Source organism: Sphingomonas sp. BK069 (assembly GCF_014193405.1).
In the GTDB taxonomy this organism is placed as follows: domain Bacteria; phylum Pseudomonadota; class Alphaproteobacteria; order Sphingomonadales; family Sphingomonadaceae; genus Sphingomonas.
Genome location: NZ_JACHZH010000001.1, coordinates 1,526,154 through 1,541,669, shown reverse-complemented (window position 1 = coordinate 1,541,669; position 15,516 = coordinate 1,526,154). Strand labels below are relative to the sequence as shown.

Annotated in this window: 11 protein-coding genes; 4 read left to right on the top strand and 7 right to left on the bottom strand. The window is 69.4% G+C overall.

All coding sequences use genetic code 11. The features are described from left to right. Position 1: 1 nt before the first annotated feature. Both cyoB and cyoA read right to left on the bottom strand, forming a co-directional pair. A complete protein-coding gene (cyoB, locus tag FHY02_RS07435; protein WP_183921148.1) occupies positions 2-2,002 on the bottom strand; it encodes a cytochrome o ubiquinol oxidase subunit I in 2,001 nt (666 codons plus the stop codon). Between the two features lie 6 nt (positions 2,003-2,008). Beyond that, positions 2,009-3,145 (bottom strand): ubiquinol oxidase subunit II, encoded by a 1,137-nt coding sequence (cyoA, locus tag FHY02_RS07430; RefSeq protein ID WP_183921147.1) that lies wholly within the window; start codon positions 3,143-3,145, stop codon positions 2,009-2,011. 113 nt (positions 3,146-3,258) lie between these two features. Here cyoA and FHY02_RS07425 point away from each other — a divergent pair, with 113 nt between their 5' ends. Continuing rightward, complete coding sequence (locus FHY02_RS07425; protein ID WP_183921146.1) at positions 3,259-4,581, top strand: MFS transporter; 1,323 nt, start codon at positions 3,259-3,261, stop codon at positions 4,579-4,581. Here the strand turns inward: FHY02_RS07425 and FHY02_RS07420 are convergent. From FHY02_RS07420 to FHY02_RS07400, 5 genes are all read right to left on the bottom strand, one after another. Then, complete coding sequence (locus tag FHY02_RS07420) at positions 4,550-5,119, bottom strand: uracil-DNA glycosylase family protein (protein ID WP_260172670.1); 570 nt, start codon at positions 5,117-5,119, stop codon at positions 4,550-4,552. The genes FHY02_RS07425 and FHY02_RS07420 overlap by 32 nt on opposite strands. 270 nt (positions 5,120-5,389) lie before the next feature. After that, positions 5,390-7,183, bottom strand: a complete 1,794-nt coding sequence (locus FHY02_RS07415) for a glucan ABC transporter ATP-binding protein/ permease (protein ID WP_183921144.1) — start codon at positions 7,181-7,183, stop codon at positions 5,390-5,392. Between the two features lie 421 nt (positions 7,184-7,604). Next, positions 7,605-8,945, bottom strand: a complete 1,341-nt coding sequence (locus tag FHY02_RS07410; RefSeq protein WP_183921143.1) for an HlyD family type I secretion periplasmic adaptor subunit — start codon at positions 8,943-8,945, stop codon at positions 7,605-7,607. 1 nt (position 8,946) lies between these two features. Then, positions 8,947-10,719: a type I secretion system permease/ATPase gene (locus FHY02_RS07405; protein WP_260172669.1), complete on the bottom strand. Its 1,773-nt coding sequence runs from the start codon at positions 10,717-10,719 to the stop codon at positions 8,947-8,949. A gap of 68 nt (positions 10,720-10,787) precedes the next feature. Beyond that, positions 10,788-13,079, bottom strand: a complete 2,292-nt coding sequence (locus FHY02_RS07400) for a TonB-dependent siderophore receptor (protein ID WP_183921142.1) — start codon at positions 13,077-13,079, stop codon at positions 10,788-10,790. Positions 13,080-13,162: 83 nt separating this feature from the next. Here FHY02_RS07400 and FHY02_RS07395 point away from each other — a divergent pair, with 83 nt between their 5' ends. Genes FHY02_RS07395 through FHY02_RS07385 form a run of 3 tightly spaced genes read left to right on the top strand, consistent with a single transcriptional unit; the run spans position 13,163 to position 15,361 of the window. Then, complete coding sequence (locus tag FHY02_RS07395) at positions 13,163-13,480, top strand: iron transporter (RefSeq protein WP_183921141.1); 318 nt, start codon at positions 13,163-13,165, stop codon at positions 13,478-13,480. Then, the gene (locus tag FHY02_RS07390) at positions 13,477-15,024 is read left to right on the top strand and encodes a PepSY domain-containing protein (protein WP_183921140.1); all 1,548 of its coding nucleotides are present in this window, start codon (positions 13,477-13,479) and stop codon (positions 15,022-15,024) included. The genes FHY02_RS07395 and FHY02_RS07390 overlap by 4 nt, the downstream gene beginning before the upstream one ends. Then, on the top strand, positions 15,017-15,361 hold the full coding sequence (locus FHY02_RS07385; protein ID WP_183921139.1) for a DUF3325 family protein: 345 nt from the start codon (positions 15,017-15,019) through the stop codon (positions 15,359-15,361). Before FHY02_RS07390 ends, FHY02_RS07385 begins: the two co-directional genes overlap by 8 nt. Positions 15,362-15,516 lie beyond the last annotated feature (155 nt).

Sequence of the window (15,516 nt, the reverse complement as noted above, 5' to 3'; positions counted from 1 at the left end):
CTCAGATCCCCGCGCTCTGGAGCGCGCGGGTGCGCACGTCCTCGTTCTTCACGACATCCTCCGCGGGGATGTGGAAGTCGCGGTCATAGTTGAAGGTATGGCCGATCGCGACGGCGAGCAGCGCGACGAAGGCGAGCGCGGCGAGCCACCAAATGTACCAGATCATGGCGACGCCGAAGACTGTCGACAGCCCCGCCAGGATGATCCCCGCGCCCGTGTTCTTGGGCATGTGGATCGCGCGGAAGCCCTCGGTCGGCCGCTCGGCCTTGCGCTGCTTCATGTCGTGCCACGCGTCGAGGTCGTGGATCACCGGCGAAAAGGCGAAGTTATAGGCCGGCGGCGGCGAGGAGGTGGCCCATTCCAGCGTGCGGCCGTTCCACGGATCGCCGGTGAAGTCGCGCAGCTTCTCGCGGTCGCGGATGCTCACGTAGAACTGCATCAGCATCGCACCGATCCCGGCGGCGATGATCAGCGCGCCAATCGCCGCGATCACGAACCAGATCTGCAGGCTGGGGTCGTCGAAGGCGCGCAGGCGACGCGTCACGCCCATCAGGCCCAGCACGTACAGCGGCGTGAACGCGACCCAGAAGCCCACCACCCAGCACCAGAAGCTGATCGTCCCCCAGAACTTGTCCAGCTTGAAGCCGAAGGCCTTGGGCCACCAGTAGTTCACGCCCGCGAACATGCCGAACAGCACGCCACCGATGATCACGTTGTGGAAGTGCGCCACCAGGAAGAGCGAGTTGTGGAACTGGAAGTCGGCCGGGGGAACCGCCAGCATCACGCCGGTCATACCGCCGACCACGAAGGTCAGCATGAAGGCGACCGCCCACATCATCGGCAGCTCGAACCGGATGCGCCCGCGATACATCGTGAACATCCAGTTGAAGATCTTCGCTCCCGTCGGGATCGAGATGATCATCGTCGTGATGCCGAAGAAGCTGTTGACGCTCGCGCCCGAGCCCATCGTGAAGAAATGGTGCAGCCACACCAGGTACGACAGGATGCAAATGACGATCAGCGCGTAGACCATCGACGTATAGCCGAACAGCCGCTTGCCCGAGAAGGTGGAGACCACCTCCGAGAAGACACCGAACGCGGGGAGGATGAGAATGTACACCTCCGGGTGGCCCCAGATCCAGATCATGTTGGTGTACATCATGGGGTTGCCCCCACCGGTGTTGGTGAAGAAGTTGGTGCCGACGTAGCGGTCGAGGCTCAGCATCGCCAGCACCGCGGTCAGCACCGGGAAGGCCGCGACGATCAGCACGTTGGTGACCAGCGCCGACCAGGTGAAGATCGGCATCTGCATCAGGCCCATGCCCGGCGCGCGCATCTTGATGATGGTGGCGAGCAGGTTGACGCCCGAGAGCAAGGTGCCGACGCCCGCGATCTGCAATGCCCAGACGTAGTAATCGACTCCGACATCGGGCGAATAGTCGATCCCCGACAACGGCGCCATCGCCAGCCAGCCGGTGCGCGCGAACTCGCCGACGAAGAGGCTCATCATGACGATGACCGCGCCGCTGACCGTCATCCAGAAGCTGAAATTGTTCAGGAAGGGGAAGCTGACGTCGCGCGCGCCGATCTGCAACGGCACGACGTAGTTCATCAGCCCGGTGACGAACGGCATCGCCACGAAGAAGATCATGATCACGCCGTGCGCGGTGAACACCTGGTCATAATGGTGCGCCGGCAGGAAGCCCTCGTTGCCGCCGAAGGCGATCGCCTGCTGCGCGCGCATCATCAGCGCGTCGGCGAAGCCGCGCAGGAACATGACCAGCGCCAGCACGATGTACATGATGCCGATCTTCTTGTGATCGACGCTGGTGAACCACTCTTTCCAGAGATAGCCCCAGAGCCGGAAATAGGTCAGCGCACCCAGCAGCGCGGCGCCGCCAAGCGCCACCATCGCGAAGGTGCCGATCAGGATCGGCTCGTGGATCGGGAAGCTCTCGATCGAGAGCCGTCCGAAGATCGTCTTGATGAGATCGTCCGACATAGGTCCTCAGGCCTCCTTCGAGGCACGGGCGCGCAGCGGCGCCGGAAGGTGAAGCTCGGTCATGTTGCGGTTGCTGCCGGCGCCGGGATCGTTCTGGCCCGGTGCCTGGCCGTGCGGCGCGCTAAGGTGCGGCGACTCGCCCTTCTCGGACGGGTCGCGGGTCAGCGCGCCCTTGGCCTCGCCGTCACGCGGCGCGCGGTCGTTCACCGCCGGTCCCGCATGCGACATGCCCTGCATGCAGTCGGTGCCCGGCTTGACGCAGATCGCGACGACGCGGCGGAACAGCGTGGGGTCGACGCTGCCGAAGCCGAGCGGCGGGACCTTCTCGGTCGGCTGCTCCAGCCTCAGATAGGAAGCCGTGTCGAGGCGCCAGCGGTTCCGCTTCACGCCCGCGGCCCATTGCTCGAACCGCGCGGGCGCGACCGAGTGGGTCCAGAAGGTCATGTGCGAGAAGCCGGCCCCCGAGTAGTTCCCCGAGCGACCGGCGAACTTGCCGGTACGGTTGAGCACGCCGTGCAGCACCGTCTCCATGCCCGGCATGGTATAGACCATCCCCGCCATCGCCGGCACCCAGAGAGCGTTCATCACGCTGGACGAGGTCATCGTGAACTTGACCGGCCGGTTGACCGGAACGACCAGCTCGTTGACCGTGGCGATGCCCTGCTCGGGGTAGATGAACAGCCATTTCCAGTCGAGCGAGACCACCTGCACCTCGAGCGGACGATCGGTCGCGGCGACGGGCTTGCCCGGCGCGGTGCGCGCGAGCGGACGATAAGGGTCGAGCGTGTGCGTCGCCACCCAGGTCAGCGCGCCGAGCGCGATGATGATCAGCAGCGGCGCCGACCAGATCACCAGCTCGAGGCCGGTCGAATGGTCCCAGTCGGGCTCGTAGGTCGCCTCGGTGTTGGTCTCGCGATAGCGCCACGCGAACACCACCGTCAGCGCCATCACCGGCACGATGATCAGCAGCATCAGCACGACCGACCAGATGATCAGGTTCGACTGCTGCACGGCGACATCGCCGGCGGGGTTCATCACCACGGTGTCGCAGCCGCCGAGCATGGCCAGCGCGCCGAGCGCGAGCAGGCGCGGCGCGAGCGACACCACGCGGCGCGAGGGCGAGGGAGAGGGCAGGGGGATCATGGTCGCGCAGCTAGGCTTTGCTGCGGCGCAGCGGAATAGGACATTTTGTCCCATCCCGGCGTTGTGGCACTTAGGCTAAGGAGCCGCGAGATACGTCCGATCGGGAACATAGAATGGCCACCGCACACTCCGCGCCGCTCGAGCGCGGCGCCCGCAACGTCAACACGCGGGACGACCATCAGGTCCGTCCCGGTGAGATCGCGATCGGCGTGATCATTGGACGAACCTCGGAATTCTTTGACTTCTTCGTCTACGCCATCGCGTCGGTGCTGGTCTTCCCGACGGTGGTGTTCCCGTACATGGAGCGGATCACCGCCACGTTGTGGTCGTTCGCGCTGTTCCCGCTGGCGTTTATCGCGCGCCCGATCGGCACGCAGATCTTCATGTGGGTCGACCGTCGGCATGGCCGCGGCACCAAGCTGACGATGGCGCTGTTCCTGCTCGGCACGTCGACCGTGCTGGTCGCCTTCCTGCCCGGCTATGCCGAGATCGGTGGCTGGTCGGCGATTCTGCTCGCGCTGTTCCGTATTGGTCAGGGTATCGCGCTGGGCGGCGCATGGGATGGGTTGGCCTCGCTGCTCGCGCTCAACGCGCCGGAGAAGCAGCGCGGCTGGTGGGCGATGGTGCCCCAGCTCGGCGCGCCGCTCGGCCTGGTGGTGGCGAGTGCGCTGTTCGCCTTCTTCGTGTCGACGCTGCCGACCGCCGACTTCATTTCCTGGGGCTGGCGCTATCCCTTCTTCGTGGCGTTCGCGCTCAACGTGGTGGCGCTGTTCGCGCGGCTGCGCATCGTCGTCACGCCCGAATATACCGAGCTGTTCAAGAGCCGTGAGCTCACCCCGTCGCCGGTCGGCGCCACGGTGAAGGCGCAGTGGCGCAACATCATCATCGGCGCGTTCGCGCCGCTGGCCAGTTTCGCGCTGTTCCACATGGTGACGGTCTTTCCGCTCTCCTGGGTGAATCTGTTCACCCGCGAGAGCATCGCCAGCTTCCTGCTGATCGAGACGATCGGCGGCGTGGTCGGTCTCGGCGCGATCGTGCTGTCCGGATTGCTCGCCGACCGGATCGGCCGGCGCAGCGTGCTCGGCTACACTGCCGCGGGGATCGCGGCCTATAGCGGCTTCGCGCCGACGCTGCTGAACGGCGGGCGCGCGGGCGAGGTGCTGTTCATGGTCATGGGCTTCCTGCTGCTGGGCCTGTCGTTCGGCCAGTCATCGGGCGCGGTGACGAGCAACTTCCCGAAGCGCGCGCGCTACACCGGCGCGGCGCTGACCTCCGACCTCGCCTGGCTGTTCGGCGCCGGCTTCGCGCCGCTCGCCGCGCTGGCGCTGACCCAGGCGTTCGGGCTGGTTGCGGCGGGGGCGTATCTGCTCTCGGGCGCGCTCGGCACGCTCGCGGCGCTGGGGCTCAACGTGGAACTGGCGCGCCGGCTCGACTGAGCCGCGCCGCGGCCTCGGCGAGCGTCGCGACGATCGCGCGCGGCACCGCTGGGCTGGTGCAGACATAGGTGGGTGAGGGGTGCGGCATCGTCAGCACACCGACGTGAGGCTGTTCGCGCTCGACCAGCGCGGCGGCCCCACGCGCGACCCGGCCGGCGAGTACCACCACCTCCAGCCGCGGCAGCAGGTGGAGCAGAGGCGGGAGAAGCGCGAGGCCCTCGGCAATTTCGCCGCGGTGAAGGGGCCGGTTGCGTTCGCCCTGGGCGTGGACGTTCCACGGCACCGCGTTCCACAGCAGCGTGTCGCGCCGCTCGATCCCCGCCTCGGCGAGGAAGCGCTTGAGGTTGCGCGACGTGCCCGTGGCGTGGTCGCGCGAGACGATCGCCGGCCCATGCGCGCCGGGGGTCTCGAGGAGGAGGAGCAACCGCGCCGCGGCGCCGCCGTCGTTCGGATCGAAGCCGGGCACGTCGCGGCCGCCGGAGGCGAGCTGCGATCGCCAGTGTTCGAGTGGGGTGTGGGCCGCGGGGTCAGAGGACATGACGTGCTTATCTACCGGCCGGCTATGAGCGTCCATCGATGAGCCGGCACAAGCTCAAGCGCCCGACCGTCCGAGAGTGCCTTACGCTGCATAGGGGGCCGCAACGCAGATCCTCCCCGGCACGGGGAGGGGGACCGCGCCCGTAGGGCGTGGTGGAGGGGGATACCCACCCAGCGCAGCGCATGTGGAAGTCCCCCTTCACCAGCCTGCGGCTGGTCCTCCTCCCCCGAGCGGGGAGGAATGCTGCCAACCGCCCCTCACGCCCCGCGCTCAGGCCGCGGCGCGCTCACCCGCGTCATCATTGGCCGCCGGCACGGTGAGCCCGCCGTCCGCCGCCAGCTGGGCGAAGGCGCCGCCGCGCGCGAGCAGCTCGTCGAAGCCGCCCTGCTCGACGATCCGGCCCTGGTCGAGCACCACGATCCGGTCCGCCGCGCGCACGGTGGACAGGCGGTGCGCGATCACGAAGGTGGTACGGCCCTGGCGCAGCCGCTCCAGGCTCTCCTGCAAGCGCGCCTCGGTGGCAACGTCGAGCGCGCTGGTCGCCTCATCGAGCAGCAGGATCGGCGCGTTCTTCAGCAGCGCGCGCGCGATCGCGATGCGCTGACGCTCGCCGCCCGACAGGCCCGCGCCGCGATCACCGACCGGGGTGGCGAAGCCCTGCGGCTTGCGCATGATGAAGTCGTACGCGCCGGCGATCCGCGCCGCGTCCTCGATCTGCTCCATCGTCGCGTCGGGGTTGCCCATCGCGATATTCTCCGCGATCGAGCGGTTGAACAGCCCGGCCTCCTGGAACACCACGCCCGTCGCGGCGCGCAGCGAGGCGAGCGTGACGTCGCGGATGTCCTGCCCGTCGACCAGGATGCGCCCGCTCTCCGGATCATAGGCACGCTGGAACAGGCCCAGCGCGGTCGACTTGCCCGATCCGGTCGGGCCGACGATCGCGACCGTCTGGCCGGGCTCGACCTCGAAGCTGAGGTCGTGCACCGCGCCCGAGCCAGTGGGATAGCGGAACGAGACCTTCTCGAAGGTGACCCGACCCTCGCTCACCGCGAGCGGTCGCGCGTCGGCGGTCTCGCCGATATGGCTCTGCTGATCGAGCACGTCGAAGAACTGCACCAGCGCTGGGAGGCGCTGCGCCTTGTCGACGATGAAGCTGGTGATCGTCTCCAGCCGCGCGATCAGCAGAGTCGCGAAGCCGACGAAGGAGACGACGTCCCCGATCGTGGCGAGTCCGCGCGACACCAGCGCCGCGCCGAAGCCGAAGATCGAGACGATCGCGATCGACGACGCGCCGCGCGTCAGCACCGCCGAGACCGCCCACCAGTTGAGCACCGGATATTGCGCGTGCAGCAGGTCGTGGAGCGAGCGGCGCACGTTGCCCAGCTCGCCGGGCACCGCGAGGAAGCTCTGCAGGACGGTGACGTTGCCGAACAGGTCACCAAGATTACCCGATATGTCGGTGAACCGGTCCTCCACCTGCGCCTGGCCGGTCGAGGTATGGCGCATCACCACGAGGTTGACCGCCGAATAGACGACCATCAGCGCGAGCAGCACCAGCGCGAGCCGCCAGTTGGTGGCGAGCGCGATCGGCAGCAGCACCGCGACGATCGCCAGATTGGTGATCTGGTCGCGCAGCAGCGGCAGCCACAGGTTGAACAGCGCGTCGCAGCCCGAGATCATGATCCGCATCAGCCGGCCCGAGCGCGCCTGGGTATGGAATGACGGCGGCAGCGCGAGCAGATGCTCGACGTAGGAGGACATGGCGGCAAGGCGGCGCCGGTGCGCCATGCGGTCGGCGAGCAGCGAGATGACGACGCTGGCGAGGAACACCGCGACGCTGATCCCGCACCACATCGCGACGTAGCGCATCGGCCCGGCGCCCGACGTGAGGCCGTTGACCGCCTTGCCGAACAGCAGCGGCTCGCTGACCTGAAGCAGCGCGACGAGCAGGCCGGCGCCGATCAACGACCCGGCCTTGACCTTCTCGGGACGCAGCAGCGCGAGCGCGCGGAGGATATACAGGTGCGAGCGCTTCGGCTCGGCGGGCGGAAGTGGGGCGGACATGGGCTGGGCCATGATCGGTCTCGTCGCTGGAGCTGGAAAGGCGTCCCGCCGTCGCCGCTTGCTGATCGTTCGGAACGAGGTCGCTCTACGTTTGCGATGGTTAATTCAACGTGATCAAGCGCCAGAATGAGTTATAACGTCGATGAGGCGAGTTGTTCACGCGGAACCTTGTTGCCGCACGCCGTCCGCTCACGTCGTCATCCCCGCGCAGGCGGGGATCCAGACGCGCGGACGACAGTGAGCCGCGGAGACAGCTCGACATGCGCGACTAGGAAGCGGAACAACAACGCTTAGCGTGAAGCGACGACCGGCCCGCCCCCCGACGAAGGACAACGCGTCTGGATTGCCGCCTTCGCGGGAATGACGGAAGAGAGGAAAACGCGGGGAGGCGTGGCGCGAGCGCGCCGGCCCATCGCCCCCCTCAATGCTCGCGGAACGAGGCCCAGAAGCCGCCCACCAGCGGCTCCACCGCATAGTCGAGCGCGGTGCGCTTGCGCAGCGGGATCAGCACCTGCGCGGGCATGCCGGCGCGCAGCTGAAAGTCCTTGCCGCGAAAGCTCGACAGCAGCCGCAGCTGCGACGGCGGCACCACCACCTCGCCGGTGAAATAGCTGCGCCCGGTCTTCTCGTCGGTGAAGCTGTCGGCCGACAGGCGGGTCAGCTCGCCGGTCAGCTCGGGCAGGTCACGCTCGTGCAGGCTGGGGAACTTCACGAGCGTCTTCTGGCCGACGGTGAGGTCGTCGGCGTCGTCGGGCGAGATATGCGCCTGGATGCGCAGCGGCGTGCGCTCGGGCACCACGTCCATCAGCTTCTGGCCCGGCGCGATCACACCGCCGGGAGTGAACACCGTCAGCCCCACCACGGCGCCGGTCGCGGGCGAGCGGATCTCGGTACGCGCCAGCTGGTCGCGCGCCGCGCTCAGCTTGGGCATCACGTCGCCCAGCTTGGTCTCGACGTCGCGCAGGTCGGCGGCGGTGCGCTCGCTGAAGGTGCGCTCGGCCTCGAGCCGTTCGATCTGGCTCTCGCGGGCGGCCTCGCGCGTCTGTGCGACGCTGGCGGCATATTGACCGCGCTGGCCCTGCAGCTCGGCGCGCATCCGCTCCAGCTCGCGCAGGCGGGTCTGCGAGACGAAGCCCTTGGCGGCCACTGGCCGCAGCGCGTCGAGCTGCGCGTCGAGCAGCCGCAGCTGCTCCTGCGCCGAGACGACCTGCTCGCCATAGCCGCGGCCCTGCTCGCGCGACTGCGCGCCGCGCTGGCCGAGCGCGTCGCGTTGCGCAGCGAGAGTCGCGGTGCGCGCGCGCAGCTCGGTCTGCTGGAGCCGCATCGCCAGCGCGATCTCGGGTTTGTCCTCCTCGGGCATCGACGCGAACTCGACCGGCGTCGCGATCTGCCCCTGGCCGAGCTGCTCGGCCTGGAGCCGCGCGCGCTGCGCCAGCAATCGGATCGCCTGCGAGGCGAGCGCGCGCTCGGTGGCGCGCACCTCCGGCGAGGCGAGCCGGATCAGCAGCTGGCCGCGCCGGACGCGCTCGCCCTCGCGGACGAGGATGGCCTGCACGACACCGCCGTCGCGGTGCTGTACGGTCTGTCGCTGGCCTGAGACCTGAAGCACGCCCTCGGCATAAGCCGCGGCGTCGAGCCGCGCGAAGGCGGCCCAGCCCAGGAACAGCACGAAGAACAGCACCGCGATCACGACCCCGGTGCGGATGTCGCGGCGCGGGTCGGCGGGCAGGTGGACGGTGTCGGTGATCGGCAGGCTGGCCATGTCAGGCGCTCGCGGCGGGAGTGGGGATATCGGCGGCAGGGGCCGGGGCAGGGGCGGCCCCGCCGGCTGGAACGGTGCGCAGCTTGGGCGGTGCGATGCGCTGGAGCACCTCGTCGCGCGGTCCGAAGAGCTCGACCCGGCCGCCGCGCATCAGCAGCAGCTTGTCGACCACGGGCAGGATGCCGAGCTTGTGGCTGACCACCAGGATGGTGTGGCCGGCGCGCTTGTAGTGATCGATGGCGGCGAGCAGCGCGGCGTCGCCCTCGGAGTCGAGGTGGGCGTTGGGTTCGTCGAGCACCAGCAACGCCGGGTCGCCGTACATCGCACGTGCCAGCGCGACTCGCTGCGACTGGCCGGCGGAGAGGCCGCGCCCGCCGGGCTTGAGCTGATGATCGAAGCCGTTCGGCAGCCGCTGCACCAGCTCGCGCGCGCGGGCGCGCTCGGTCGCGGCGATCGCGGCGGCGTCGAGCGCGGCGCTGTCCTCGCCCAGCTCGCCGCGGAAACGTGCGATATTCTCCTTGATCGTGCCCGCGAAGAGCGTTGGCTCCTGCGGCAGGTAGCCGACGTGTGCGGCGAGTCGCTCGGGGTCCCAGTCGCCGAGATCGGCACCGTCGATCCGGACGCGGCCGCGGTCGGGGCGGACCGCGCCGGCGATGATGCGGGCGAGCGTCGACTTGCCCGCGCCGCTCGGCCCGATCATCGCCACCACCTCGCCCGGCGCGATCTGCAGTGTCACGTCGGAGACGATCGTGCCGTCGCGCGTGTCGTTGAGCAGCGTCACGCCCTCCAGCGCGATCGCGCCGCGCGGGGCGGGGAGCTGGGTCGCGGGGACGGCATGCTGGGTCTCGATCAGCAGCTTGTCGAGCCGCCGGTAGCTGCCGAACGCCTGGGCGATCCCCTTCCACCCGCCGATCAGCTGCTCGATCGGTGCGAGCGCGCGCGCGATCAGGAAGGAGGAGGCGAAGATCGCGCCCGCCGAGATCTGGTTGTCGATCGCCAACAGCGCGCCCAGCCCGAGCGCCAGGCTCTGCAAGGCGAGCCGCACGAACTTGGTCGCGGTGAGATAATTGCCGCCGGTGAAGCCCGCCGCGGTCTGCTGTGCCAGCATCGCCTCGCGCAGCCGCAGCTGGCGCGCCACCATCGCGCGGCGCATACCGAGCGCGCGCACCGCCTCGGCGCCGCCGAGCATCGCCTCCTGGCTAGCGTAGCTGTTGGCGGCGGAGACTTGGGCGCGCTCCAGCGCGGTGCGGGTCGCGCGCTCGTTGCGCCACGCCAGCACGGGCAGGATCGTGCCGCCGACCAGCGCCACCGCGCCGATCGCGGGATGCACGAGGAAGCAGACGAAGATGTAGATCGGCGTCCAGGGTGCGTCGAACAGCGCGAGCACGCCGGCGCCGCTCAGCGTCTGGCGCAGCGTGTCGAACTCGCGCAGCGCCTGACGCGCCATCGGCAGATCGGGCCGGCCCAGCGTCGAGTCGAGCAGCGCCGGCGCCAGCGCGGCATCGAGCTGCACGCCGGCGCGTACCAGCAGCCGCGTGCGCACGCGGTCGAGCAGCGACAGCGTCACCAGCGCGAATAGCAGTACCAGCGTCAGGAACAACAGAGTGAGCTGCCCCTGCGTCGGCACCACTCGGTCGTAGACCTGGAGCATGTACAGGGTCGGCGCGATGTAGAGCACGTTGACCAGAGCGCTGAAGCCGAAGGCCGCCGCGACATGGCGGCGGCACAACGCCACGGCGCGGCGCATCGGACTGTCGGCGGCAGGATCGGTCATTCGTCGCGCTCCACGGGATGCGCGCATCATCGCCGATTTTGGTTAATGACGCTATAACTCCGACGTCCTCACCAGGCGTAGCGGAGTGTCCCCACCACTGTCCGGGATGCACCATAGTAACAGCTGTTGTTGAAGAAACAGCTGGCGATATGGCGCGTGTCGAAGAGATTGCTGGCATTGACGCTGAGGCTCAGCCCGTCCCAGCGGCGATCGAGCGCGCCGAAGTCATAGCCGAGCAGCGCATCCGCCAGCACATAGCCGGGTGAGTCGAAGCGCTCGACGATCGTGGCGTTGTCCCGGACATAGCTGGCGGTGCCGTCCGACTCGCCGACGTAGCGCACGCCACCGCCGACCGATACGCCGCCCAGCGCGCCGGCGACCGAGTCGCCGAGGTCCCAGGAGAGGAAGCTCGACGCGCTCCAGCGCGGCACGCCCAGCGGGCGCGTGCCGGTGACGCCGGCGAGCTGGCCGCCGCTACCCATTGCTACGGTGCCGCTGGTGACGAGCGGGTCGGTGTAGCTCCCTGCCACCACGACGGTGACGCCGGGCGCGATCTCGCCGCGACCATCGAGCTCGATGCCGCGCACCTTCACCTCGCCGACCTGGATCTGGAAATTGGGGCGCGACGGATCGGCCACGGGGACGTTCTGGCGGCGCAGGTCGAAGGCGGAGAGCGTGAACAGCGCCTCGGTCCCGCGCGGCTGGAACTTGAGCCCGGCCTCATATTGCCGCCCGGTCACCGGCACGAAGGCAGCGCCCTCGAAGGTGGCGCCGGTTTGCGGCTCGAAGCTCTCGGCATAGCTGGCGAAGGGGGCCACGCCCCACTTGGTCTCGTACAGCGCGCCGAGTCGCGCGGTGAAGGCGGTCTGCGAGGAGCGTGTCACCGCGCCGCTGGTGCGGTTGCGCGTGAGCTGGTCGTACCAGTCCCAGCGCCCGCTCGCGATCAGGTTGAGCTCGCCGAGCGTCATCTGGTCCTGCACATAGGCGCCGGTCTGGTCGATGCGGCGGAAGTTGCGCGTCTGGGTCAGCGCGAAGCTGGGCAGGGTGCCGCCGTAGCGCGGCTGGAACAGGTCGAAGTTGCTGATGCTGGTCGTGGGGTCGCTGGTCTCGCCGGTGAGGAAGCCCTGGTCGTTGCGGCCCTCGTTGTGCGCATAGTCGAGCCCGGCGAGCACGACATGGCGTACCGGCCCGGTGGCGAGCTCGGCGGCGAGCCGATTGTCGAGCGTGATCGTGCGGAAGTGCTCGTCCGATCCGCCGCCGCCGCGCACGATGGTCGCAAAGTCGGTGGCGCGCGCCGCGCCGGTGCCGGCGGTGCGGAACGCCGAGAGGTAGATCTGGCGATAGTGGAGGTCAACGTCATAGTAGCGCGCGTTGGTGGTCCAGGTCAGCGCGTCCGACAGACGGTGGCGGAACAGCAGCGTCGCGGACCTCTGCTCGCGGTCGAAGGCCTCATAGCCGGGCTCGGAGACGTTGAGATCTACCGATAGCGTGCCCAACGGGTTGGGCAAAGCCGAGCCATAGGCCGGGACGCCGCTGTAGGACGAGGCCTCGGGGTCGCGCTGGTAGCTCAGGATCAGGGTCACGCTGGTGCGATCGTCGGGCGCGAAGGTCAGCATCGGGCGCGCGTAATAGCGGCGGTTGCGGGTGTAGCGGAGGAAGCCGTCGCTGCGCTCGGCGCCGGCGATGACGCGGAACTGCCAGCGGCCGTCGCGGTCGAGCGGTTGGTTGAGGTCGATCGCCGAGCGCAGCAGGTCGAAATTGCCGCCGGCCAGCTCGATCCGCCCGCCCGCCTCGGCATAGGGGAGCTTGCTCGTGAGATTGATCAGCCCGCCGGGTGTGCCGCTGCCGTAGAGGACCGAGGCCGGACCCTTGATGACGTCGACCGACTCGACGAGGTGGAAGTCGGTCTGCGGGCTCGAATAGACTCCGCCCTGCTGGCGCATGCCGTCCATGAAGACGCCGGGGGTGAAGCCCCGCAAAAAGAGCTGGTCGTAGCGCGTCGCCACGTTGCCGCGCTGGTTGGGCGCGACGCCCGCGACATAGCCCAGCGCCTGGTTGATCGACAGCGCGTTGCGGCGCGTGAGCTCGTCCTCGTCGATGACGGTGATGGTCTGCGGCAGCGCGATCAGCGGGGTGTCGGTCTTGGCACCGCTACGCCCGTCGCGGCGCTCACGCTCGCCGGTGACGAGGATGTCGTCGCGGTCACTCGGGTCGTCGGCAGGGGCGGGGGCCTCGGCCGGCGCCGGCGACTCGGCGGTGGTGAGGTCGGCGAACGGCCGTGCCGCGGCGGGCGCGGCGGCGAGCGCGATGCCGCCGGCGAGCGTCGACGCGAGTAGCCGGATGGCGCGCTTGTTGTTCATATCGACCTCTTTATTTCGCTATTGCTAGTGACTCGCAAAGGCCGCTATAAGCCATTGAGCGAAGGGGCAAGGGGAAAGGTCGAATGCTGATGCAGCGAGGGCAGATGCCGCGACGCCGGGTGCTGATCCGCCCCGCCGCGCTCGCCATGCTCGCGCGCTGCATCACGGCGCTGCTCGGCGGCTATGCGGCCACCGCGGCGCTGGTGAGCCTCGTGTCGCGGCTGCTGCCCGTGTCGCGCGCCGAGGCGACCGCCTGGGGCATGATCACCAGCTTTCTGGTCTATGCGGTGATCGGCCTGTGGTGTTTTCACGAGCCCAAGCTCGTCCGCGTCGCCGCGCTGATATGGGGCGTCGCCGCGCTCGCGGGCGGCGTGGTCTGGCTGATCGGCGCGCGCGCGTGACCCGGTCGCTGCGGCAGTCGATGGCGTGGATCCACGGTTGGCTCGGCCTGCTCGCCGGCTGGATCCTGTTCGCCATGTTCCTCACCGGCACCGCGAGCTACTTCCGCCCCGAGATCACGCAGTGGATGCAGCCCGAGCAGCCCGCCAATACGGTGAGCGCCGCGGCGGCGGCGCAGTCCGCGGTCCGCTACCTGTCGCGCGTCGGTGCCGGCGACGAGCAATGGTACATCTACCTGCCCGACGACCGCACCGCGGTGACGCGCGTGTTCGCCATTCCCGGTGCGGACGCCAAGCCCGCCAAGCGCCCGCGGCCGCCCGAGCTGGAGCTCGACCCGCGCAGCGGCGAGCCGATCCACGCGCGGGAGACCCGCGGCGGCGAGCACTTCTACCGCTTCCACTTCCAGCTTCAGCTGCCACACCCGTGGGGACGCTGGCTCGCGGGTCTGTGCGCGATGTTCATGCTGGGTGCGATCGTGTCCGGCGTGGTGACGCACAAGCGCATCTTCGCGGACTTCTTCACGCTGCGCTGGCACAAGGGGCAGCGCAGCTGGCTCGACGCGCACAATGTCTCGGCGGTGCTCGCGCTGCCCTATCACGCGATGATCACCTACACCGGCCTGATGACGCTGGTGCTGATGTACATGCCCTGGCCCATCGTCGCCAATTACCGGCAGCCCGCCGACTTCGGCAAAGAGGCCTATGGCTATGTCTTCGACAACAAGGCGAGCGGTCGCGCGGCGCCGCTGGTGGCGGTGGCACCGCTGATCGCGGACGCCGAGCGCCGACTCGGCCAGCATGCGCAGCGCGTCGTGATCCGCTTCCCCGGTGATGCCGCGGCGACGGTGGCGGTGGCGTCGGGCGGGGCGAGCGGTCTCAACGCGCGCGGCGGCACCGTGACCTATTCCGGTGCGACAGGGCGGGTGACGGCGGCGGACATCGGCGCCGGCCCGGCGCTGTCTACCGCCGGGGTGATGCTGGGGCTGCACACCGCGCAGTTCGCCGCGCCGGCGCTGCGCTGGCTGCTGTTCGCGCTCGGGCTGACCGGTGCGGCGATGGTGGGCACCGGGCTGCTGCTGTGGACCGCGGCGCGCCGCCGACCGAACGTCGCGCCATTTTTCGGACTGCGGCTGGTCGAGCGCCTCAACATCGCCGCGATCGCCGCGCTGCCGATCGGCATGGCCAGCTATCTGCTGGCCAACCGGCTGATCCCCGCCGCGGCGGCGGGCCGCGCCGACGCCGAGGTGGCGACGATGTTCTATGCCTGGGGTGGTGCCGCGCTGCTCCAGCTGGCGCGCCCGGCAAAGCGCGCGTGGTGCGAGCTGTTCGCGCTGGGGGCCTTGCTGTTCGGCGCCATCCCCCTCGTCAACGCGGCCACGACCGAGCGCGGCTTCTTCGCCTCGCTGCGGGCCGGGGACGGGCTGTTCGTCGGCTTCGACGTGGCGATGCTGGCGATCGCGGCGCTGCTCGCCGCGGCAGCGTGGAGCGCGGGACGCGAGCGACAGGTGAAGACACGCAGGAAGGTGGGAGAACTGGCGCATGTGTGAGGGTTTCGTGCTGTGTGCGCTAGCGTTCGTGCTGCTCGCGGCGGCGTCGCACCGCTTCCACCGCGACGCGGGCGCGACGTCGCCGGCACAGCGGCGTTGGCTGCGCGGGATCGGCGCCGCACTGATCGTGGTGACGCTGCTGCGCGCCGGCACCGCGATCGACGGCGAGCGCTGGGTGCGACTGCTGGTGTGTGCCTCGCTCGCCGCGGTGGCGGTGGTGCTGACGCTGTCCGTGCGCGCCGCCGCGGTGCTGTACCCGCTGCGGCGGCTGCTGACACGCCGCGTGGCGGCGCCGGCGGGGCGCGAGGTGGAGGCGCTGGTAGCGGCGCAGGGGTGAGTGGGCGCTGACCTTGCCTCTCCGGCTGACGTCATCCTAAACTTGTTTCGGGATTCACCGGTCCGCAAATGCTCACGCCGCTGAGTGCGCGGCATCGTGGATCCTGAAACAAATTCGGGATGACGCAGGAGGGAAGGGAGGGCGCGTGCGCAATC